Origin of the sequence: Priestia koreensis, from assembly GCF_022646885.1 — a bacterium.
Taxonomy (GTDB): domain Bacteria; phylum Bacillota; class Bacilli; order Bacillales; family Bacillaceae_H; genus Bacillus_AG; species Bacillus_AG koreensis_A.
The window spans coordinates 1,793,945-1,815,044 of sequence record NZ_CP061868.1 but is presented as its reverse complement, the minus strand read 5'-3'; the positions used below and the strand labels follow the sequence as shown (position 1 = coordinate 1,815,044).

Below are 21,100 nucleotides of genomic sequence, written 5' to 3'. Positions count from 1 at the left end.
TAAGTTATTAATTAGCTAACAGCCTTACATATCCAACAGTACGAATTAAAACGCCCAGTTTCCTTTACGGAAGATTGGTTCAGATGTACCGTCTTCTTTAATGCCGTCAATGTCCATCTCAGCAGAGCCGATCATGAAGTCAACGTGTGTGATGCTTTCGTTGATGTCACGTTCTTTTAACTCTTCTTTTGACATTGTTTTTCCACCTTCAATACAGAACGCGTAGGCGCTTCCGAGCGCTAAGTGGTTAGAAGCGTTCTCGTCAAATAGTGTGTTGAAGAATACTGTATTTGATTGTGAAATAGGCGAATTGTGGGGAACGAGCGCTACCTCTCCTAGATGAGCTGCCCCTTCGTCTGTTTCAATCAGATTTTTCAGCGTTTCATAGCCTTCTTCCACGTCGATGTTGACTACTTTTCCGTTTTCAAACGTTAATGAAAAGTCTTCAATTAAGTTCCCACCATAGTTTAACGGAAGCGTGCTCTTTACGACGCCATTCACTCCAGATTTTAATGGTACCGTAAAGACTTCCTCAGTCGGCATGTTTGCCATGAACGAATCGCCTTTTTCGTTGATGCTTCCTGCGCCTACCCAAATATGCGTTTCTGGAAGTTCAATCGTCAAATCTGTCCCTGGTGCTTTGTAATGAAGTTTTTTGTATTTTTTCTCATTTAAGTAATCCACTTTCTGATGTAGATTTTGATCATGCTGCGTCCATGCTTGAACAGGGTCTTCTAAGTCTGCACGTGTTGCTTTGAAAATTGCATCCCATAGCAGGCCTTCTTGCTCTGACTCTGGTGCATCTGGGAATACTTTCGCTGCCCACTCTTTAGAAGGAGCTGCCATTACTGACCAGCTAACCTTATCCGATTGAATGTAGCGACGGAATTCGCTCATTGCCTGACCAGCAGCTTTATTCGCTGCTGCGATACGAGATGGATCTACCCCTTTTAACAGGCTTGGATTTGAAGACGTAACGGATAAGAACGCTCCGCCGTTTTCTGCAATTTCTTTACTTGCTTGTGCTTTCCATGAAGGAAACTCAGTGAACGCTTCGTCCGGAGCAAGATCATATTTTAAGCGAGCAACCGTTTCGTCACTCCAATCTACATATACGTGCTTTGCGCCTACTTCGTACGCCTTTTCAACCACTTTACGAACAAATGGTGCCGTGTGAATTGCTGCGTTCACTAAAAGAGTTTGACCTGGCTGAATGTTAACGCCTACTTTTACCGCTAACTCAGCGTATTTCTCTAAATTTTTCTCAAATGTCGACATATGTATAAAAACTCCTTTTATTCTGAAATTTCTTCCATTTTACCATACTTAAAGATGGTTGAGAACTGCGATGCCTCGGAAGAACGCAATAAAAAAAGGACACCATGTGTCCTTTTTCTACTCACTCACCTTTTCTACTTTTACAAGAGTTGCGCCGTTTTTCAAATCAAAGTAAGCTCGAATGATATCCCCTTTTGCGAGTGCCTCTTCAAGTGGTTCTTTCAAATTCTTAAGCTGGAAAATGATACTCGTTCCGTCTTTTGCCTCGCCGTGATATTTCCCGCCTTCAATTTTCGTAATTTGATAATGATACATACGATATTTTTTCTTATCCTTTGTATTAACAGTTTTGGATTCTGGTAGTTTGTTCAGCGTCTCTTTTTGCTGTGCCGCGTGCTCTGTCGGTGTCGGGGAAGCCTGAATTTTATAGACAAGTAACAATCCGAACAAACAAACAACTAACAAAATCAAAACAAGAAATCGTTTATTTGCAAATATCAAAAGTGAAACCTCCTACTTTTTTTAAGTATCTCTAGTTGCACACATAAAAATTATACAGCATGAAAAGTGAATTTCATGAGGTAAAAGACTGCTTTTTTACGGCAGCCTTTGTTTACATAATTTTTTTATGGTCATTTTATTATGATACTTCTATCCTACATATATAGTATCCTACTACGGGGCTTTGTTCAAATATTGACTTTTCATTCATGCTAATCAGCATTGTCATTTTTTTAGTGAAGCGGCATATAAATAACAATATCTCGATATGCGGTGGTATAGCCAAGTGGTAAGGCACAGGTCTGCAAAACCTTCATCCTCGGTTCAAATCCGAGTACCACCTTTTTACCTCCCCCTCTCGTTTCAGCGAAGGGGGTATTTTTATGTAGCATTGCCTCTAAACCGTCCTTAGAAACCTTCATTTCTTCCTTCCTTTCTGTAAATGATGATGTATAATACAACTATTGCTCAGCACATTATTCATCTTATAGGGAGTTACAAAAATGAAAAAAGCACTTTTTCTTTTACTCAGTTCATTCATCTTCATCATGCCTGTTAGTGAAGCAAGTACGGCACAATCTCTTCAGCTATACAGTGAGGCTGCAATTGTAATGAATGCCGATAATGGACAAATTTTATACGAACAGCATATAAATGAATCGCTTTATCCAGCAAGCTTAACAAAGGTAGCAACAGCCATTTACGCGATCGAGCATGGGCGCCTAGATGATATGGTCACCGTTTCTTCGCGTGCAGCCAATGAAGAAGGATCTAGCGTAGCAATTGTCGCCGGAGAGAAGCTTCCTCTTCGCACCCTTCTTGAAGGAATGCTTTTGCGATCTGGAAACGATGCAGCGGTTGCGATTGCAGAGCATATGAGTGGAAGCGTTGAACAGTTCTCCAACGATTTAAACGCCTACCTTCAGCAAACGGTGAAGCTTAGGCATACGCACTTTGTGACGCCAAACGGATTATTCGACGTTAATCATACAACGACTGCATATGACTTGGCCAAGCTAACACAGTATGCGATAAGAAATCCAGAGTTCAAGCGTATCTTCGGCTTAAAGCAAATGGAATGGCAATCCCAAGCGTTACATACTACCTATACCCACCAGCATCGCTTATTAACCACGACTCCTTATGAGGGAGTAACGGGTGGGAAACCAGGCTATTTAACCAAATCGGGCTATACGCTCATTACCACCGCTTCTAGGAATGACTTGAACCTTATTGTCGTAACGTTGAAAGCACGAAATAAAAAGCGTGCATACAAAGATACGGTTAAATTACTTGATATGTCGTTTGATAACTATATGTGGAAAGAGATTCCGAAGGACAAAGTGTACAAGCAGAACGGAGTGACTTACCGGGTACCAGGGGAACTACGATACGTTAGTTCCAAAAGTAAAAAAGACGAGATTAACGTCTCGAGTACGGGCGTTTTGCATGTTTCGAATCAGGGCCAAACAATTTTAAGCAAACAGCTAGAGAAAGTACCCAAAGTGGTGAAAAAAGAGGCATCATCTTCATTTTCGTGGGGATGGTTACTTCTCGTCATATTACTTGTGTTCTTCGTAGGGATAAGCCTTCTACAAGTAACACGACGCACAAGAAAACGTTAAAAAGCACGTGCAATCATTGCACGTGCTTTTTAACTAGTTTTAGCTATCAAAGTTGCCCTTAATATCGTCATCGTCCTCTTGGTTGTCACGAACAACTTTTGCCACAGTAAAAGATGAAATGATAATTCCAACGGTTCCCATGATGTAGTAACCTTTTACATAAAGCTCAGCATCCAATGTATACAATCCTACAAATACTAACAGGGTAAACACAATCAATCCTAACCAAGCTAGCATTGTAAACGCAGGTGTATTTCGCCTTCTTTTTTTAGCCACTGGTAGTCTCCTCTCTCTATCTCGTATGTAATCACCTTATTATACTACATCTTATTCCCACTTCTAAGGTAATATTTCCTTATTTTTACACATCTAAACCTCGAAAATGAATTCTGATATTCCTGTAAAAATAAACCTTTTTTCTTATGCGAAAAAGATACGAGCAGAGTGGAGCTGTTATCGTCACATCATTAAGTTTTCTCCATAAGTGATCCGTCTTTTATTTGCATAAACCGAACAGAAAAAGAGCAGATAGTCTGCTCCTTTTTTACGCCTCAAAGTAATCTTTGTAGTAGCCGCCAACTTTTCCTGTGTTGTCTACGACAAAGTAAAACTCTTCTGTTTCATTTTTTACGTCGTATGTATTTCCTTCCGTTAACACATTGTTTACCATGTATTTTGCGGCATTTGTATGAATGCACTTTACCGTTTTAATCGTCTCGCGGTCTTTCCAATCTAAGTGAATCATCGTTATTCCTCCTACGTAAAAATATCTTCTCTTTTATATTAACGAAAACAAAAGAAAAATCTAGCACTTATCGTTATTCTTCCCCTATTTTTTCATGTTTTTCATACATAATCAATAGGAAAACCCCTTTGCTGCATAACTTTATTTAATATTGATTATTTGGAACATAGTTTTATTAATAAGAAATCATTCTCTCACGCAATCGTTCTGTCTGTAGAATGATCCTTTTCCAGCATATTTATCCATTAAAATGACAAGAGATCGTCTTCTGCTGACGTAGTACGTTTACTTCAGTCATGTAAGTTAGAAGATGCCATTAGTGGTTGGTGTTGTCGCGTTTTCCCCGCCCACTAAACTTCCTTGGATCGTACGGTTTATCGTTTTATACACAGGAATAGGGTACATTTCGTATTCTATTTTAGGATTAGTAGGATTGGTTTCTTCCTAGATCATGTAGGAGATTCGGTAAAGCACAAAAAAGCTTAGAGAAAAATCCTCTAAGCTTTTTTTAATGTAAAAATTATCGTCATTTGGTTATTTGCACTTGACTAGTAAAACCATTGAAAGTCTTTATTAGCTGCCCGTACTCACAAAGCTTTTCAAGCCCTTTTGCCAAAATTTATAGGCAATCACCATCGATAAAATAGCGATAAGTGGTGTTAAAAAGCCGGTTAGTGCGTAACCCTTTTGCTCAAAAAATAAAGCCGCTGGATAAAAAGCGGTAAACCCATATGGAATGAGCCAGGTAATTAAATACGTAATGACTTTTGGATAAATCGTGAGCGGATATCGGGCAAAGTCACTGAGTTGGAAAACTGATGCTACGATGGGTAGACTGTCCACCATCCAAAAGGAAAAAGAAATAAAAAATAGGTTAATAGCGACGAAAATAAAGCCGCTGGAGATAATAACAAGCGCTAGTAGTAGTACACTTCCGATTGACCAAGTGATGTCTAAATGTGTCGTAGCTGTAAATAAGACGACAAGACCGATTAACAGCTGACCGAAGCCATCCTGCTGTACGCGCTCAGAAATGACCTGAAACAAAGGATTTACAGGGCGCAGCAATAGTCGATCTAAATTACCTGTACGAACGTACTGCCACCCAAGCGTCCATAGATTATCAAAAAAGATGTGATGAATCGAGCGGCCTAGAAAAGCGATGGCATAAATAAATAGAATTTCATAAAACGTCCATCCCTTTAAAACATCAATATGATTAAAGACGATTTTCAAAAAGAAAAGCGACGTGAACTGCTGAATCGCAACAGAAAACATACCAATATAAAAATCGGCTTTATATTCCATCATGACTTTTAAATGATTGCTAAAGTACTTGCTGTATAAAAACAAATATCGTTTCCATTTTTTTATCATGCTTCTATCCTCCAAAGACCGTAATTCGTTTTACAGCCTGTTGCCACATCACACGAACAATTACATAAATCGCCAGTAACCATAGACATTGAATGGCAAACGATGTAAGTATATGTCCCCCAGTGATCTGCCCTGTATAGATACCAACAGGCACATAGATCATCGATTGAAATGGTAACCATTGGCTGACTTCTTGAAACCATCCTGGAAAGAGCGTGAGAGGAATTAGGGCACCAGAAAAGAATTTGACAATTGCCTCACGAAGCACGCCCAATCCCCATATATTCACCGTCCAAAATGCCAGCACGCCAATAATTAAATCAATTTGCGTTCCGATTAGAATCCCTGCTACCATACTTGGAATAAAAAAGCACCCTGCTAAAAGTGATGCCGGCTTCGTAATATCTAAAAATAAGAACGATAACAGTAAGATAGGAAGTGCGCTTCGGACAAATCCATTAATTTTTGATCCAAAATCCATCCAAATTAGCTTTGTCAAATAGTCGTATGGCTTTAGAAGCTCTAGCGCAATATTTCCGCCCTTAATGTCTTGTGCAATCGTTTTCCCGACTCCTGCTACAAAGGCCTCTAAAGTCATCGCAATAATGACGTAGGTAATCATTGCTTGAAAGGTTAATTCTCCAACCGACTGCCGGTTTTGAAAAACGGCTGCCCAGAAAAAATACATGATAAACAGACGCAAAATGCCGGATATAGTGTCTGCCCAGTACCACGCCATATAAGCCGTTTCTATTTGCATTTGTGATTTTAATAAGTGCCAGTACTTTCGCATTGCTTAACCTCCCGCTCATAAATCTCTTGAACAATGGATTCAATACTTGGCTCTGTTACCGTAAAATCAACAACCGGATATGCTTCCATAATCGCCTTCATAATTACAGCTACGCTAATTTGGGCCGTGTTAAAGTACAACACAAGCTTTTGATCATCTTTTCGTTCGACCTCTACGCTTCCTTGAAGTGAAGCTGGAAGTGGAAAATCGTCAAGATCTTCTTCAACTTCTAGTTCAATCATACGATTAAACGTCGTGCGCTGTTTAAGACCTAGCAAACTGCCATCATAAATGACGATTCCCTTATCTAAAATGATCACGCGGTGACACAGCTCCTCAATATCTTGCATGTCGTGCGTAGTCAAAATAATGGTGGTTTCATAGCGCTTATTCATTTCCTTAATAAATTGACGAATTTTAATTTTGACCGATGCATCTAGACCAATCGTCGGCTCATCCAAATATACAACGGATGGATTATGTAAAAACGCTGCCGCTAGCTCACATCTCATTTTTTGTCCAAGTGATAATTGACGAACTGGAATGGACAGAAGCGGGTCTAAATCGAGCACGTCTCGGAAAACCGCCAAATTTTTCTGATATTGTTCTTCTGGAATTTCATAAATGTGCTTAAGCAGTTGAAGCGACTCCTGAACAGGAATATCCCAAAATAATTGCGTTCGCTGTCCGAATACAGCCCCAATAATTTTCGCATTTTCCATTCTATCCTTATATGGAATAATACCATTTACCGTAATTTCCCCTTCATCAGGCGTTAGAATTCCACTGATCATTTTGATTGTCGTTGATTTCCCTGCCCCATTTGATCCAATATAGCCGATAATTTCTCCCTTAGGGATGGTAAAACTAACGTTGTTTACCGCCGATTTTACCTGAAACTTGCGATGAAAGAGCGATTTTATAGCTCCCTTAAGACCGGGATCACGTTCAAATATCCGGTAATTCTTGCTGATGTTTTTGACTTCAATCATTCGTACATCCCCTTTTATGTAAGCGAATTCAAACCCAGAAAATTAATTATATATGAATATGTCTATTTCTGTAAATACATTCTTTTTCTTTCAAAAATAATTTTATTTTAAAATTTTCTAACAATTAATTGACAAATAGCGACGTTTTCTAGATAATTACTGTTAACATTAATACATTAAAAGTATGGGATTAGTAAATTATGAAATACGTAGAAGAGAATGGAACTCACAGGCTGTAAGGTTCCTTACGTTCATCAGATTGAACCTGCCCTTTCAAGCTAGCTTATGAAAACATAAGCCGTCCCCTCCAACGATACAGGATCAAGCGGGTGCTTCGGCATCAATAAAGGTGGTACCACGGAAGCGATTCTTTCGTCCTTTTTTAGGACGAAAGAATCGCTTTTTTATATGTGTAATGAGGTGAAGAGATGAAAAAACAACGAATTGTCGTCAAAATAGGAAGCAGCTCTCTTACAACATCTGAAGGAAAGCTTTCCTACGAAAAACTTGAAGAACATGTCAAGGCCATACAACTTCTAAAAAAACAAGGTCATGACGTTATTTTAATTTCTTCTGGAGCAGTCGCAGCTGGTTTTTCAGCGCTTCCCTATGCGACACGTCCAAAAACACTCGCTGGCAAGCAGGCCTCAGCTGCTGTGGGACAAGGACTTTTAATGGAGGGCTACAATAAAGCATTTGCGCCTTATCATATTCCAACAGCTCAGCTATTACTTACCCGAGGAGATTTTTACGAGCAGTATCGCTTTCGAAATATATATGCAACGATTACAGAATTATTGAAAGGCGGAGCTGTGCCGATCATCAATGAAAATGACTCTGTTGCAACCGATGAACTTACCTTTGGTGACAACGATATGCTATCAGCACTTGTGAGCGGCTTTCTTCACGCCAATGCCCTCATTATTTTAACGGACATTAACGGCTTATATGATGAAAATCCTTTCACAAATCCGAACGCGAAAAAATATTCATTTATCCCCTCTTTAACAGAGGAAATTTTAGCTCTTGGTGGTGATAGTGAATCAGCAGTTGGAACAGGCGGCATGCGCTCTAAATTATTAGCAGCTCAAACTGCTCTTTCCTTAGGTGTAAGTGTATTCGTAGGTAAAGGGGATCATGAACGAAAGTTACTTGATATCATTGAAGGTAAAGGCGATGGCACGTATATTGGAAGCCCCTTTCAAACGCAAATGGAGACAAAAAAACAGTGGATCGCTCACTACGCACCAATCGCTGGAAAGATAAGAGTCGATGTGGGGGCTGAAAAAGCTTTAATTTACCAGCATAAAAGTCTCCTTCCAGCGGGTATAGAAGAAGTAAGCGGTACGTTTCGTGCCAATGAGATTGTTGAAGTTGTCAATAAAGACAATAAGCTGATAGGTAAAGGCCAAGTATCGTATTCGTCAACAGAAATTGATGTCATCAAAGGGCGTTCTAGTTCTGAGGCAAAGACATTAATAAATGGTAAAAAGGCAGCCGTTATTCATCGAGATCAATGGATTACAGTGCGAAAGGAAGGAATCAAAAATGAGTGAATTGATGGAAAAAGCACGTATTCTTAACCAAACAACTAAGAGCTTGCAAAAGCAATCAACAGCAGCCAAAAACGATGCGCTTCTTCTGATAGCAGACGAATTACGTCGCAATCAGGATTATATTTTACAAGAAAATTCTCTAGATATTGAAAGCGGAAAGCTAGCGAACTGGTCTCCTTCTCTATTTGATCGTCTCTTATTAACCCAAGAGCGCATTCAACAAATAATTGAAGGATTGATTCAGCTTGCCGAGCTTGACGATCCTATCGGTGAAACAATTGAGTCATGGAATCGTCCCAATGGACTTTCTATCCAATCGATCTGTGTTCCTCTTGGTGTTGTAGGGATGGTATACGAAGCAAGACCAAATGTAACCATTGACGCAGCGGCACTTTGTTTAAAAACAGGGAACTGCGTACTTTTACGAGGTAGCTCATCTGCTATTCATACCAATCGCGCACTCGTTCACATCATGAAACAGGCGCTAAGTAAAAGTAAAATCTCTCCCCATGCCATCGAGCTTTTAGAAGACACGAGTCATGAAACAGCTGAAGAATTGTTCAGGCTGAACGGATATTTAGATGTCTTAATTCCGAGAGGCGGTGCTAGTCTTATTCAAAACGTTATTCAAAAAGCCACTGTTCCGGTGCTAGAAACAGGCGTTGGAAATTGTCATATGTTCATTGATGAGACCGCTTCATTCCATATGGCGTGTGACATCGTCTTGAATGCAAAAATGCAGCGGCCATCTGTGTGCAATTCAGTTGAAACGGTTCTCATCCATCAGAATTGGTCACATACGCGGCCATTCATTGAGTTTCTTCACCAGCACCACATTGAAATACGAGGAGATGAAGCACTCGCAAACACGTTCTCCTATGTAAAAGCGGCAACAGAGTGGGATTGGGAAAATGAATTTTTAGCTCCTATTCTTGCTGCTAAAATTGTTGACGATACAAATCACGCCGTTGCTCATATCGATCAGTACGGCACGATGCACTCGGAAGCCATTATTAGCGAAACACAAGAACACGTGGATCAATTTCTACAAGAAGTCGACGCAGCGGTTGTCTACCACAATGCCTCTACCCGCTTCACTGACGGCGAGCAGTTCGGTTTTGGCGCTGAAATCGGGATCAGCACACAAAAGCTTCATGCCAGAGGACCGATGGGGGTTAAAGCATTGACCACAACAAAATCCATTGTCAAAGGAACGGGCCAAATTCGGGAATCATGAATAAAAGCGATTATGAACGAGAAGTGCAAAATAGCTTCTCGTTTTTTTATATTTCTTATTGAAGTAGCAGCGTTTCAAGGATAAATAAGCTCTTTTATGCTCACCAAAAACAGTCCTTAAAACAAAAAAAAGACAACCCGAGGGTTGCCTTTTTTTATTGCAATCAGCCTTCTAATAGTAATGTTTCTGGATCTTCAAGTAAATCCTTCACCATTGCTAGGAAGCTTACGGCTTCTTTTCCGTCAACGATACGATGATCATATGAAAGGGCGATATACATCATCGGACGGTTTTCAGAATGATCTTTGTCAATTGCTACTGGGCGAAGTTGGATTTTATGCATTCCTAAAATCCCAACTTGAGGAGCATTTAAGATCGGAGTAGATAGTAAAGAACCGAATACTCCACCGTTTGTGATTGTGAATGTTCCACCTTGTAAGTCTTTAAGACTTAATTTATTGTTACGAGCTTTTACCGCTAGGTCGCCAATACTGCTTTCAATGCCTGCAAATGATAAACGATCTGCATCGCGTACAACTGGTACTACTAATCCTTCTTCAGCTGCAACTGCAACACCGATATCGTAATATTTCTTGATTAGGAGCTCATCACCTTGAATTTCAGCATTTAACAGCGGGAATTGTTTTAATGCTGCTACGACTGCTTTTGTGAAGAATGACATGAATCCTAGACGAACATCATGTTGCTCAAAGAATTTATCTTTGCGGCGCTTACGAATGTCCATTACCGCTGTCATATCCACTTCGTTAAACGTTGTTAGCATCGCTGCTGTTTGTTGTACTTCTACTAAACGTTTCGCGATTGTTTGACGACGGCGAGACATGCGAACGCGTTCAACCGGCTTTGTTGAATCCTCTGCATCAGCTTTTTTCGCTGGTTCAACCGCTGGTACAGCTGAAGAGTTAGAAGCTGCTGGCTTCGGTGCAGGTGTTTGATAAGTTTCAACGTCCTGCTTGCGAACACGGCCGATTGGATCAGCTGTTGGTACTTGACTTAAGTCAATTCCACGCTCTCTCGCTAATTTGCGAGCAGCTGGAGAAGCTACCGTCCATTGCTTCGCTTCTTCTTTTGCTGGACCTTTTGCTTGCTCAGGTACAGCCTGTTCGTTTTTCACTTCTGGCTTCGCTTCTGTCGCTGGTGCTTCTTGAACAGGAGTCGCTTCAACCGTTGCTGCTGCTTCTCCGCTTGCATCGATCATCGCAATTGTTTCTCCAACTTTTACGATGTCGCCCGCTTCTTTTAGAACTTGTGTTAATACGCCAGACTCTTCGGCCATTAACTCAACGTTTACTTTATCAGTTTCAAGCTCAACGATGTATTCTCCCTTTTCAACTTGCTCCCCTACTTGCTTTAACCACTGTGCAACTGTACCTTCTGAGATGGATTCGGCTAATTCTGGAACTTTCATTTCTGGCATTTTAATTTTCCCCTTTCTGTCTACCTAGCGAGTAACTGCGTTTTCAATCGTAATTTCTTGTCTTGTTAACACGTTGTCGATAATACGTTGCTGTTCTTTCTTATGAACAGTTGGGTCCCCTTCAGCCGTACTTGAACGACGTTCACGTCCCACGTAACTTACTTTAACTCCTTCAGGTGCTAGCTCATGGATTCGCGGTTCTGCAAATGACCAAGATCCCATGTTAGCTGGCTCTTCTTGAACCCACACGATTTCTTTTAAAGAATCAAAGCGGCTTAACACCTTTTTAATTTGCTCCGCTGGGAATGGATAGATTTCTTCCACACGTAAAATGTGTACCCAATCTAATTCTTCCGCTTGCTCTTGCACGGCTTCTTTTAAATCAACCGTGATTTTTCCGCTTCCAAGTACGACGCGCTCAACTTTAGCAGAGTTCTTTCCTAAAAGCGGCTCTTCAAGAATTGCTTGGAATGAACCAGCTGTTAATTCACCAAGATCTGATACAGAGTTTGGATTACGCAACAGGCTCTTCGGCGTCATAACGACTAACGGACGCGCATCCTTCGTATTTAATACCGCAGCTTGACGGCGTAAAAGATGGAAATACTGTGCCGCTGTTGTTACGTTCGCAACCGTCCAGTTGTTTTCAGCAGCCGATTGCAAGTATCGTTCTAGACGACCGCTTGAATGCTCAGGTCCTTGGCCTTCATATGCATGTGGCAGTAAAAGAACCATTCCTGATTTTTGTCCCCATTTCGCTTCTCCTGCCGAAATGAACTGATCAAATAGTACTTGACCTGCATTGGCAAAATCACCGAACTGAGCTTCCCATAATACAAGGGTTTCTGGCGCAAAAACGTTGTAGCCATATTCAAAACCGATGACAGATCCTTCTGATAGCGGACTGTTATGAACAGCAAACGTTGCGTTTACGTCCGGTATTTTATGAAGCGGTGAATACGTCTCGTTCGTGTTCATATCGTGAAGCATGATATTACGCTGTGCGAACGTTCCACGCTCGGAATCCTGTCCTGTAATACGGATTGGTGTACCATCTTGTAAAATAGTTGCAAATGCTAACGCTTCTCCAAGAGACCAATCAATTTTTCCATCTTCTTTTAAAGCTTTAGAACGTCGCTCTAAAATACGAGCTAGTTTCGGGAATACTTTAAAGTTTTCTGGCCACTGTACAAAATGCTCTCCAAGCTCTTGAAGTGTATCTGCATCAACAGCTGTTGGAAGCTCAGGTAAAGCCTGCTCTTTCACCACTGGAAGCAATACGCCAGAATGAACGGTTTTGTTTGGAACTTTGTCGTAAGCCGTTTGTAGCTTGTTTTGAACACGTTGATTGATTTCTTCTACTTTTTCAGCTGAAAGAGCTTGCTGCTCTTGAAGTTTCGTTGCATAGATCTCGCGCACTGTTGGATGCTTACGAACGATTTCATAAAGCTTCGGCTGTGTTGTAGAAGGCTCATCCATTTCGTTATGTCCAAAACGACGATACCCAATCAAGTCAATTAAGAAATCTTTGTTGAAACGTTTGCGATATTCATAGGCAAAGTATGCAGCTGCAAGACAAGCTTCCGGATTATCAGCATTCACGTGAACAATTGGAATCTCATAGCCTTTTGCTAGATCACTTGCATATTTTGTTGAGCGAGAATCATAGCTCTCAGTCGTGAATCCGATCATATTGTTCGCAATAATATGGATCGTTCCACCCGTTTGGTAGCCGCGTAGGCGACTCATATTTAACGTTTCTGCAACAATTCCCTCACCTGGGAAAGCCGCATCACCGTGAATTAAAATAGCATAGGACTCTTCCACGTCTTGAGTTGGGAATCCTGATTTTGTACGCTCCTCTTGGGCTGCTCTTGTAAAACCTTCCACTACAGGGTTAACAAACTCTAAGTGACTTGGATTATTTGCAAGAGTTAAACGAGCGCGGCCGATGCGGTCATGCTTAATTTGACGATCCGCACCTAAATGGTACTTAACGTCTCCACTCCAACCATAGTTGATGCCTGTTGATCCTTCTGAAGGAACAAGTTCTTTGTTTGGTGCATGCTGGAATTCAGCAAAAATTGCTTCATATGGCTTTCCAAGCACGTGTGCTAACACATTTAGTCGTCCGCGGTGAGCCATACCGATATTGATATTCTTCGCTCCAACTTGAACGGACTCTGCCACGATTTCATCCAATACAGGAATTAATACATCTAGTCCTTCTACTGAGAATCGTTTTTGTCCTACGAACGTTTTATGGAGAAACTTTTCAAACTCTTCCACTTCTGTTAAACGTTCTAGTACAGCGGATTTTTTCTCTGTAGACATGGTGCGGAAAATAGATCCTGACTCCACCATTTCTGTTAACCATGCATTTTCTTCTTGTTCATGTACATGTTGAAATTCAAACGTAATCGCTTTTGTATAGAGCGCTTTCAAGTATTGAATTGCATCCCATCCAGTTTGAACAAGTTCGGGTGCATTTTTACATAGCAGGTTGACCGGAATCGCTTTTAAATCAGCTTCCGTCAGATCATATGTATCAAGCTGTAATAAATCCTTTTCTGCTGGATTATTGTGAAGTGGATAAATATCTGCATACAGATGACCATATGTTCGAATATTTTCTGCTAGCTTCACAGCAGCAGCTACCTTATACACGTTGGAAAGTCCTTCCTGGTTAACGCTTTCATTTGCGTTTTCATGGGAAGCCTTTCGATCAAATTGTTCGGCTGTTTCAGATGCCGTAGGTGGTCCATACTGTTCAAATAATTCTTTTAACTCTGGATCTACGGATTCAGGGTCGTTTACATAATGTTCGTACATGTCCATGACGTAACCAAGATTTGGTCCTAAAAACTTTTGCCACGGTTCGTCTCCCTTTGTTGTCTGCTTATACATGAGAATACCCCCAACTTTCCCTAATCGTTTCGGATTGTGAGAATAATGAGCAGTGAACGATGCAATTTATCGTCACTACTGTTTCCTACGTCCCTATTTTAACACTGTTTGACAAAATCCTCAAAACATAAAATCATATTTTTATAAAAATAATGAAAATTTTTTTAAAAGATTTCTTTTCGCTGTGGTAAACCCTTTCATAAGCGACTACATTTTTATATGTAGAAACTCGGATATATTTTTCATCTAAAAAAAGCGTCTTTTTGCAGGGATTTTTCCTAGTATAATAATCATTCTGTTGATATATGTAAACTAAACATACAAACTAGTAAACGTTTGAACAAAAAATACCCTCAAACAGCGTTTTATTCGTCTACACTGTTTGAGGGTATTCTCCACTGTTTTAAAAAATTCCACAGCATTTTACTCGCATTAGGACCGCTTGAATCGGTGTATTTTTCATTTCCATTTCCACCCGCCCAGCAATGCCCCATTTTATGCACGATGACTTTCTCAAGCCAAGAGACATCATCTTTATTTTTATAGACGTAGCGGGTATATGAACGCCCTCTTACCGGAGTATGGGTCGAAACATGGTCGGTTTCATCGTCAATCCACCCTTCGTTCTCTTGAAGAGCAGCTAGATTATTCATCCGGCACCACTGAATGATAATTTGATCACTGTTTACGACATGAACACGCTTATCTTCGTCTCCATGAAAAACCATTAACGGGACCGGGCGAGCATATTCTTTCATTGCCTCATATGCCTTTACTCCTTGTACTTTAGCAGAGGGGCCTCCGCGTTCCATTGCCTGAACGGATTCTAAAATATTGTTCGCTGCCCCGTACTCTAGCCCAGCACTGACCCCAACAGCAGCAAATAAATCTGGATAAGTTGCTCCCATAATGACGCTCATCGCGCCTCCTGCAGAAAGACCTGCAACGTATACACGAGAGGCATCAACAGGATACAGTCGTTCAATTCCTTGCACCATGTTGGCAATCATCATAGGCTCCCCGCGCTTGCGTTTTTGATGGTAGGTTTCGAACCAGTTCCAGCATTTTCGCGGATTCGCCCACTGTGATTGCTCTGGATACAGAACAAAAAACGCTTCCTCTTTAGCCACTTCATTCATTTTTGTCGCTCTTGCAAATTCTTCAGCGCTTTGGTTACACCCGTGTAGCATTACTACAAGAGGATAAGTCTTACCTTCCTCAAGATGACTTGGCTCATATAAAAAATAGGACCGACCGCTCATATAACCTTTTTCAAACGTTCCAGATAAGTTCACGATAAACATCCTTCCTTATCTTAAAGCTTTTTTTCTTTATATGTATCGTATCGTTTCTTGAATGGTTCCACAAATAGTAAAACGCTTTCATTTTTATTATTTATTTTAAAAACGTCTCTGCTATGTCTGTTTCATGAAAAAAGGCACAAAGAACGAATTCTCTGTGCCTTTTTTCTAAGCAAGATATGCTTCACGTATTTGATTGTTGTGAAGCAGTTCCTCGCCGGGTCCTTGTAAGATTATTTCTCCCGTTTGAATAACGTATCCACGATGAGCAATCTGCAGCGCCTGATACGCATTTTGCTCCACTAGCAAGATCGTCATTCCTTCATTATTTAACTCTTTAATGATCTCGAAAATTTGTTCGACGATGATCGGCGCAAGACCCATTGATGGCTCATCAAGCATGAGAAGATCTGGCTTCATCATAAGCGCTCTACCAATGGCAAGCATTTGCTGCTCGCCTCCACTCATCGTTCCTCCCTTTTGATCTAGACGTTCTTTTAGTTTAGGAAAATAGGAAAATACTCGCTCTAGCTGTTCTTGAACCTGCTTTTTATTTTTCACCCCAAATGCCCCGACCATTAAGTTTTCTTTCACTGTCATACGAGGGAAAATACGTCTTCCCTCGGGGACGTGTGCAATGCCTAGGAGCGTTGTATCATGCGCAGGGAGCTTTGTGATGTCTTTTCCGTTAAAAAGAATGGACCCTGCACCTAGCTTGACCTGGCCGCTCACCGATTTGAGCGTTGTCGATTTTCCCGCTCCGTTACTTCCAATTAGCGTCACAATTTCTCCTCGATTGACCGTCAAGCTAATATTTTTTAGCGCCTGAATTTTACCATAATACGTTTCAATGTTTTTTAATTCTAGTAAACTCATGAATTTCCCTCCTACAATGTAGCGGCTCCCTTACCAAGGTAAGCTTCAATGACTTTTGGGTGATTTCTAATATCGTCAGCTTTGCCTTCAGCAATTTTCTCTCCATGATCAAGTACAACAATATGATCTGAAATTTCCATCACAAGCTTCATGTCATGTTCAATTAATACAATCGTCACATCAAGCTCGTGCCGGATTCGATTAATGAGAGCCGTCAGTTCTCTCGTTTCTCTTGGATTCATCCCTGCTGCTGGCTCATCTAACAAAAGAAGAGAAGGCTTGGTTGCCAATGCCCGTGCAATTTCCAAACGTCTCTGTGCTCCGTAGGAAAGATTGCTTGCAAGCTCATTGTAGAAGGCTTCTAGCCCCACGTATTCGAGCAGGCGATACGCTTCCTTTTTCGCTTCTTTTTCCTGTCTGCGAACGTTCGGAAGACCAAGTAGCGTTCCTACTAGCCCTACTTTCAAGTGATTGTGCATACCAACCATTACGTTTTCAAGAACGGTTACATCTCCGAACAATCGGATATTTTGAAACGTACGGGCAATTCCACGCTTCGATACTTCATGAGGCTTTAATTTAGCGATGGATTTGTCATTTAAAATGATATCTCCTGATGTTGGCTGATACACGCCTGTAATCATATTAAAAAAGGTTGTTTTTCCAGCTCCGTTAGGTCCAATGACGGCCGTAATCGAATTTGGCGCTACGTCCATCGTGATATCTGAGTTTGCGGTTAATCCCCCAAAGGTCTTCGTTAAATTTTTTACTTGTAGCGTACTCATAAGATCCTCCCTAAGCGTTCAGTTTTTCCGTCTTATTGGCAGGTACCGTGATTGTCTCGTCTTCTTCTTTGAGATCTTTAAGGTCGAATTTTACGCTTTTACTTGGTATTAATCCCTGCGGTCGGTAAAGCGCAAAAATAATGAGCAATGCTCCGAAAATAAATCGTTGCATTTTAGCTGGTGAGAGCGCGTCTGGGATTGTGATGACTCCATTTAGACTGAGCTGGTTGAACCAATCTGTAAGCTCCGTCAATACCTGTAAGTTCAGAATGGTAACGCATGCGGCTCCTAAAATAACGCCTGGAACACTGCCCATCCCACCTAAAATAACCATAACTAAAATGGTAATCGACTCTAACAGCGTAAAGCTTGTCGGGTCAACGAACGTTTGCTTTGCCGCAAATACGACTCCCATCATTCCTGAAAAGGAAGCACCGATAGCAAAGGCTAACAGTTTTGTGCGAACAAGTGGAATCCCCATTGCTTGTGCAGCAATTTCGTTCTCTCTTACCGCTTTCCAGGAGCGTCCGATCTTGGAATGCTCCAAGCGCCTTACCGTAAAAATGACAAACAGTAGAATAACCAATGTGACGAAATAAAATTGATTTGGATAGATAAGCTTAATTCCGAAAATTTCTGGTGGTGTTATCGAAGAAAGTCCCATTGCACCGTTTGTAATATTGATGGGCTTGTCTAAATTATTGAAAATGATTCGGATAATTTCTCCAAACCCTAATGTTACGATTGCTAAGTAATCACCTTTTACACGAAGTACCGGTATACCAAGCAAAACACCAAAGAGAGCTGCGACAAAGCATCCGAGTAAAATGAACACCCAAAAGCTTTCACCTGATAGTGGAAACGACCCAAACGGCATAAAATTAGATGCCTGCGCAGTGGCAAAAATCCCATACGTGTATGCTCCTACTGCAAAAAAGGCGACAAATCCAAGATCAAGCAGCCCAGCAAGACCGACTACGATGTTAAGCCCAAGCGCCATTGCCACATAAATACCAACGAGCGTTGCGACCTCCATGTAAGATTGATAGGCATCTCCTTGACTGGCTGAAAAGGGAAGCAATACAACCAATATAAGCCCCGCGATCAGCCATTTCGTTCGATTTTGAAATGACGTATAGTAAAGCAACAGCAGTGAAAATAGCAACAAGAGAAACGCGATGACGGATTTTTGAGCAAAAAAGAGGCTCAGACTCGTAATGGCGATGTAACATACCAACAAAATGATTTGTGCACGTTTGTTTACCTTTAATGCATCTAGCAGCTTTTTCATCTTCCTCACCTACACTTTCTCTACGACTGCTTTTCCAAGCAACCCTTCTGGTTTAAAAATAAGCACGAGAATTAAAATCGCAAATGCGAACACGTCCTTGTACTCTGCGCCGAACACGTTTCCTGTCATAATCGATAAGTTTGCTGCCGCAAACATTTCCAGCACGCCTAGTAGCAATCCGCCAAACATTGCGCCACGAATGTTGCCGATTCCTCCTAATACTGCAGCTGTAAAAGCCTTAAGTCCTAAGATGAAACCGATATAAGGATCGATGGTGCCATAATGGAGGGCAAATAAAACACCTGTAGCTCCTCCTAGAGCAGAACCGATAAAGAATGTAAGTGAGATGACTTTGTTCACGTTAATTGACATTAATGAAGCCGTATCAGGATCTTGGGCAACTGCTCGCATTGCCATGCCCCATTTTGATTTATTCACAAAAAACTCTAATCCAATCATCATGATGACAGCTACTATTAATACAACGATAAACGTCACTTTAAACGTTGCGTCATTGAATGAAGACAAAAGCGCCGAGGCTTTTACGTTGATTTGCCCAGAAAAAAGAGCTGGTGTATTCACAATATAGTTTCCATTCTTTAATTCCGAGATAAAGCGCACAAGATCTTGTAGCAAAAAAGAAACGCCGATCGCCGTAATCAGAACGATAAGCTTTGACGCCTTTCGCAATGGGCGATAAGCGACACGTTCAATTCCCATCCCTAAAACGCCTGTGGCCAAACTTGTTAAAACAAGGACAATAATAAGTGCAATAACAGCTGGTAATGCACTTAACCAGCCAAGACCAGAAAATGTCATTAAAATGGCGGTTCCAATAAACGCACCTGTCATAAAAATTTCACCGTGAGCGAAATTGATGAGCTCTAAAATTCCATATACCATCGTATACCCGAGTGCAATAACGGCATATACAGCTCCGAGAGTAAGACCGTCAATTAACACTTGAGGCAATGTTTGAAGAATTTGATCCAGCATACCGTTCCCTTCCTTTACGTATAATTTGGTGTAAAAAAACACCCGATGTCAGAATCGACACGGTTTTTTGACCGTTTCAACAGCCATCGGGTGCTTTTGTGTTCAACTATTACTGCGTAATTTCTCCCTCTTGTTTTGCCGGATACTTCGCTTCATCAAATTTATAGATGAAGATTTTCGCAAACTTATTATCACCTTTGTCGTCAAAGCCTACCTGTGTTAGCTCTCCTTTGTAATCCGTAATTGCTCTTACTGCATCACGTACTTTTGCACGATCAGGAAGCTTTCCGTTATTGTCTTCAATCGCATTTTTAATTCCTTGTAGCATTACTTTCATGGAATCATAGCCATAAATCGAATATGACTCAACGTTTTTATTAAATTTTGCTTTGTAATCTTTCGCAAATTTTGTGCTGCTTGCATCTCCTGCAACAGACGTTAAATACGTATCTTTTACAGCTTCTCCTGCGATATCAACTAGAGTAGAAGAATCTAATCCGTCTCCACCCATAAATTTCGCTTTAATTCCTTTATCACGCGCCTGCTTAATAAGTAGTCCACCTTCTGCATAAAGTCCACCAAAGTAGACAAGGTCTGGCTTCGCAGCTGAAATTTGGTTCAGCACGCCGTTAAAATCTTTTTCCCCAACCGTGATTCCTTCATATCCTTGGATCTTTGCGCCTAGCTCTTCAGCCGCGCCTTTAAACGCATCTGCTAGTCCTTGACCGTAAGCCGTTTTATCTTGAACAATGAAAATATTTTTCGCTTTTAGCTCTTCTACCGCATACTTAGCTCCTGCTGGTCCTTGGAAATCGTCTCTAGCGACGATGCGGTTAACGGATTTTAATTTACGATCCGTCACGTCCGTTGCAGTACTCGCTGGTGAAATCATTGGGATATTGTACTTTTCGTACGTCTCTGATGATGGAATCGTAACACCAGAGTTCAAGTGACCCACTACGCCGTAAATTGATTTATCTGACCCAATAAGCTGAGCGTTGGCAACGCCTTTTTTCGAATCGCCTTGGTCATCATAAGGTGCAAGCTGGAGCTTGTATCCTAATTTGTCAAATGCCGATTTTTCTTCCTCAAGTGCAAGCTGAGCTCCTAGTTTAATGGCGTCTCCAAGCGTTGCGCTTCCACCTGACAGCGGTGACTGAGTTGCAATTTTAATTACTTTCCCGTTGCTTTCTCCTCCAGATGAATCCTTTGCTCCAGAACACCCTGCCATAATCCCCATTGCAAGTGTAGACATAAGCGCCACCGACATAATCTTCTTCGTAAGCATTAAAATCCCCCTCATATTTAGATGCTTTGTTAGGACTTACTACCTTATGTATATAGCGGACACCACCACCTCTAGCATACATTTTTTTGTTTTATAGTAATTTTTTTCTAATTA

At 41.0% G+C, this 21,100-nt stretch carries 18 protein-coding genes and 1 tRNA gene; 4 read left to right on the top strand and 15 right to left on the bottom strand.

Annotation, left to right across the window (positions count from 1 at the left end; genetic code table 11):
• Positions 1–45 precede the first annotated feature (45 nt).
• Positions 46–1,278: an aminopeptidase gene (locus IE339_RS09080; RefSeq protein WP_242175504.1), complete on the bottom strand. Its 1,233-nt coding sequence runs from the start codon at positions 1,276–1,278 to the stop codon at positions 46–48.
• A 117-nt stretch (positions 1,279–1,395) separates the two neighbouring features.
• The gene (locus IE339_RS09075; RefSeq protein ID WP_242175503.1) at positions 1,396–1,779 is read right to left on the bottom strand and encodes a hypothetical protein; all 384 of its coding nucleotides are present in this window, start codon (positions 1,777–1,779) and stop codon (positions 1,396–1,398) included.
• Positions 1,780–2,051: 272 nt separating this feature from the next.
• Here IE339_RS09075 and IE339_RS09070 point away from each other — a divergent pair.
• Together IE339_RS09070 and IE339_RS09065 are read left to right on the top strand one after the other, a co-directional pair.
• Positions 2,052–2,122: transfer RNA gene (locus IE339_RS09070), tRNA-Cys, on the top strand.
• A gap of 160 nt (positions 2,123–2,282) precedes the next feature.
• The gene (locus IE339_RS09065; RefSeq protein WP_242175501.1) at positions 2,283–3,404 is read left to right on the top strand and encodes a D-alanyl-D-alanine carboxypeptidase family protein; all 1,122 of its coding nucleotides are present in this window, start codon (positions 2,283–2,285) and stop codon (positions 3,402–3,404) included.
• Positions 3,405–3,443: 39 nt separating this feature from the next.
• Here the strand turns inward: IE339_RS09065 and IE339_RS09060 are convergent, their stop codons facing one another.
• From IE339_RS09060 to IE339_RS09040, 5 genes are all read right to left on the bottom strand, one after another.
• On the bottom strand, positions 3,444–3,680 hold the full coding sequence (locus IE339_RS09060; RefSeq protein WP_242175500.1) for a YiaA/YiaB family inner membrane protein: 237 nt from the start codon (positions 3,678–3,680) through the stop codon (positions 3,444–3,446).
• A gap of 268 nt (positions 3,681–3,948) precedes the next feature.
• Positions 3,949–4,149, bottom strand: a complete 201-nt coding sequence (locus IE339_RS09055; RefSeq protein ID WP_242175499.1) for a DUF6501 family protein — start codon at positions 4,147–4,149, stop codon at positions 3,949–3,951.
• Positions 4,150–4,722: 573 nt separating this feature from the next.
• Complete coding sequence (locus tag IE339_RS09050) at positions 4,723–5,526, bottom strand: ABC transporter permease (protein WP_242175498.1); 804 nt, start codon at positions 5,524–5,526, stop codon at positions 4,723–4,725.
• A gap of 4 nt (positions 5,527–5,530) precedes the next feature.
• A complete protein-coding gene (locus tag IE339_RS09045; RefSeq protein ID WP_242175497.1) occupies positions 5,531–6,319 on the bottom strand; it encodes an ABC transporter permease in 789 nt (262 codons plus the stop codon).
• On the bottom strand, positions 6,295–7,311 hold the full coding sequence (locus IE339_RS09040; protein ID WP_242175496.1) for an ABC transporter ATP-binding protein: 1,017 nt from the start codon (positions 7,309–7,311) through the stop codon (positions 6,295–6,297). Before IE339_RS09040 ends, IE339_RS09045 begins: the two co-directional genes overlap by 25 nt.
• Before the next feature lie 428 nt (positions 7,312–7,739).
• Between IE339_RS09040 and proB the strand changes: the two genes are divergently transcribed.
• Both proB and IE339_RS09030 read left to right on the top strand, forming a co-directional pair.
• On the top strand, positions 7,740–8,867 hold the full coding sequence (gene proB, locus IE339_RS09035) for a glutamate 5-kinase (RefSeq protein WP_242175495.1): 1,128 nt from the start codon (positions 7,740–7,742) through the stop codon (positions 8,865–8,867).
• Entirely contained in the window at positions 8,860–10,104 is a 1,245-nt protein-coding gene (locus tag IE339_RS09030; RefSeq protein WP_242175494.1) for a glutamate-5-semialdehyde dehydrogenase, read from the top strand. Before proB ends, IE339_RS09030 begins: the two co-directional genes overlap by 8 nt.
• 163 nt (positions 10,105–10,267) lie before the next feature.
• Here the strand turns inward: IE339_RS09030 and odhB are convergent, their stop codons facing one another.
• From odhB to IE339_RS08990, 8 genes are all read right to left on the bottom strand, one after another.
• Positions 10,268–11,542: a 2-oxoglutarate dehydrogenase complex dihydrolipoyllysine-residue succinyltransferase gene (odhB, locus tag IE339_RS09025; protein WP_242175493.1), complete on the bottom strand. Its 1,275-nt coding sequence runs from the start codon at positions 11,540–11,542 to the stop codon at positions 10,268–10,270.
• A 24-nt stretch (positions 11,543–11,566) separates the two neighbouring features.
• Positions 11,567–14,449 carry a 2-oxoglutarate dehydrogenase E1 component gene (gene sucA / locus IE339_RS09020; RefSeq protein ID WP_242175491.1) on the bottom strand — a complete coding sequence of 961 codons (2,883 nt, stop codon included), beginning with the start codon at positions 14,447–14,449 and terminating at the stop codon, positions 11,567–11,569.
• A gap of 365 nt (positions 14,450–14,814) precedes the next feature.
• The gene (locus IE339_RS09015; RefSeq protein ID WP_242175490.1) at positions 14,815–15,744 is read right to left on the bottom strand and encodes an extracellular catalytic domain type 1 short-chain-length polyhydroxyalkanoate depolymerase; all 930 of its coding nucleotides are present in this window, start codon (positions 15,742–15,744) and stop codon (positions 14,815–14,817) included.
• Between the two features lie 174 nt (positions 15,745–15,918).
• On the bottom strand, positions 15,919–16,626 hold the full coding sequence (locus IE339_RS09010) for an ABC transporter ATP-binding protein (protein WP_053402650.1): 708 nt from the start codon (positions 16,624–16,626) through the stop codon (positions 15,919–15,921).
• A gap of 11 nt (positions 16,627–16,637) precedes the next feature.
• Positions 16,638–17,411, bottom strand: a complete 774-nt coding sequence (locus IE339_RS09005) for an ABC transporter ATP-binding protein (RefSeq protein WP_242175489.1) — start codon at positions 17,409–17,411, stop codon at positions 16,638–16,640.
• Positions 17,412–17,421: 10 nt separating this feature from the next.
• Positions 17,422–18,702: a branched-chain amino acid ABC transporter permease gene (locus tag IE339_RS09000; RefSeq protein ID WP_242175488.1), complete on the bottom strand. Its 1,281-nt coding sequence runs from the start codon at positions 18,700–18,702 to the stop codon at positions 17,422–17,424.
• 9 nt (positions 18,703–18,711) lie between these two features.
• Positions 18,712–19,698, bottom strand: coding sequence for a branched-chain amino acid ABC transporter permease (locus IE339_RS08995; protein WP_242175487.1), 987 nt, complete (start codon positions 19,696–19,698; stop codon positions 18,712–18,714).
• A gap of 109 nt (positions 19,699–19,807) precedes the next feature.
• Positions 19,808–20,986 carry a branched-chain amino acid ABC transporter substrate-binding protein gene (locus IE339_RS08990; protein WP_053402654.1) on the bottom strand — a complete coding sequence of 393 codons (1,179 nt, stop codon included), beginning with the start codon at positions 20,984–20,986 and terminating at the stop codon, positions 19,808–19,810.
• Positions 20,987–21,100: the final 114 nt, after the last annotated feature.

Excerpts from the sequence above, each read along its gene's own strand:
- IE339_RS09040 (WP_242175496.1), bottom strand. The coding sequence starts at position 7,311 with ATGATTGAAGTCAAAAACATCAGCAAGAATTACCGGATATTTGAACGT.
- sucA (WP_242175491.1), bottom strand. The coding sequence starts at position 14,449 with ATGTATAAGCAGACAACAAAGGGAGACGAACCGTGGCAAAAGTTTTTA.
- IE339_RS09080 (WP_242175504.1), bottom strand. The coding sequence starts at position 1,278 with ATGTCGACATTTGAGAAAAATTTAGAGAAATACGCTGAGTTAGCGGTA.
- IE339_RS09000 (WP_242175488.1), bottom strand. The coding sequence starts at position 18,702 with ATGAAAAAGCTGCTAGATGCATTAAAGGTAAACAAACGTGCACAAATC.
- IE339_RS09045 (WP_242175497.1), bottom strand. The coding sequence starts at position 6,319 with ATGCGAAAGTACTGGCACTTATTAAAATCACAAATGCAAATAGAAACG.
- IE339_RS08995 (WP_242175487.1), bottom strand. The coding sequence starts at position 19,698 with ATGCTGGATCAAATTCTTCAAACATTGCCTCAAGTGTTAATTGACGGT.
- IE339_RS09030 (WP_242175494.1), top strand. The coding sequence starts at position 8,860 with ATGAGTGAATTGATGGAAAAAGCACGTATTCTTAACCAAACAACTAAG.
- IE339_RS09055 (WP_242175499.1), bottom strand. The coding sequence starts at position 4,149 with ATGATTCACTTAGATTGGAAAGACCGCGAGACGATTAAAACGGTAAAG.
- odhB (WP_242175493.1), bottom strand. The coding sequence starts at position 11,542 with ATGCCAGAAATGAAAGTTCCAGAATTAGCCGAATCCATCTCAGAAGGT.
- IE339_RS09065 (WP_242175501.1), top strand. The coding sequence starts at position 2,283 with ATGAAAAAAGCACTTTTTCTTTTACTCAGTTCATTCATCTTCATCATG.
- IE339_RS09005 (WP_242175489.1), bottom strand. The coding sequence starts at position 17,411 with ATGAGTACGCTACAAGTAAAAAATTTAACGAAGACCTTTGGGGGATTA.
- IE339_RS09050 (WP_242175498.1), bottom strand. The coding sequence starts at position 5,526 with ATGATAAAAAAATGGAAACGATATTTGTTTTTATACAGCAAGTACTTT.
- IE339_RS08990 (WP_053402654.1), bottom strand. The coding sequence starts at position 20,986 with ATGCTTACGAAGAAGATTATGTCGGTGGCGCTTATGTCTACACTTGCA.
- proB (WP_242175495.1), top strand. The coding sequence starts at position 7,740 with ATGAAAAAACAACGAATTGTCGTCAAAATAGGAAGCAGCTCTCTTACA.
- IE339_RS09010 (WP_053402650.1), bottom strand. The coding sequence starts at position 16,626 with ATGAGTTTACTAGAATTAAAAAACATTGAAACGTATTATGGTAAAATT.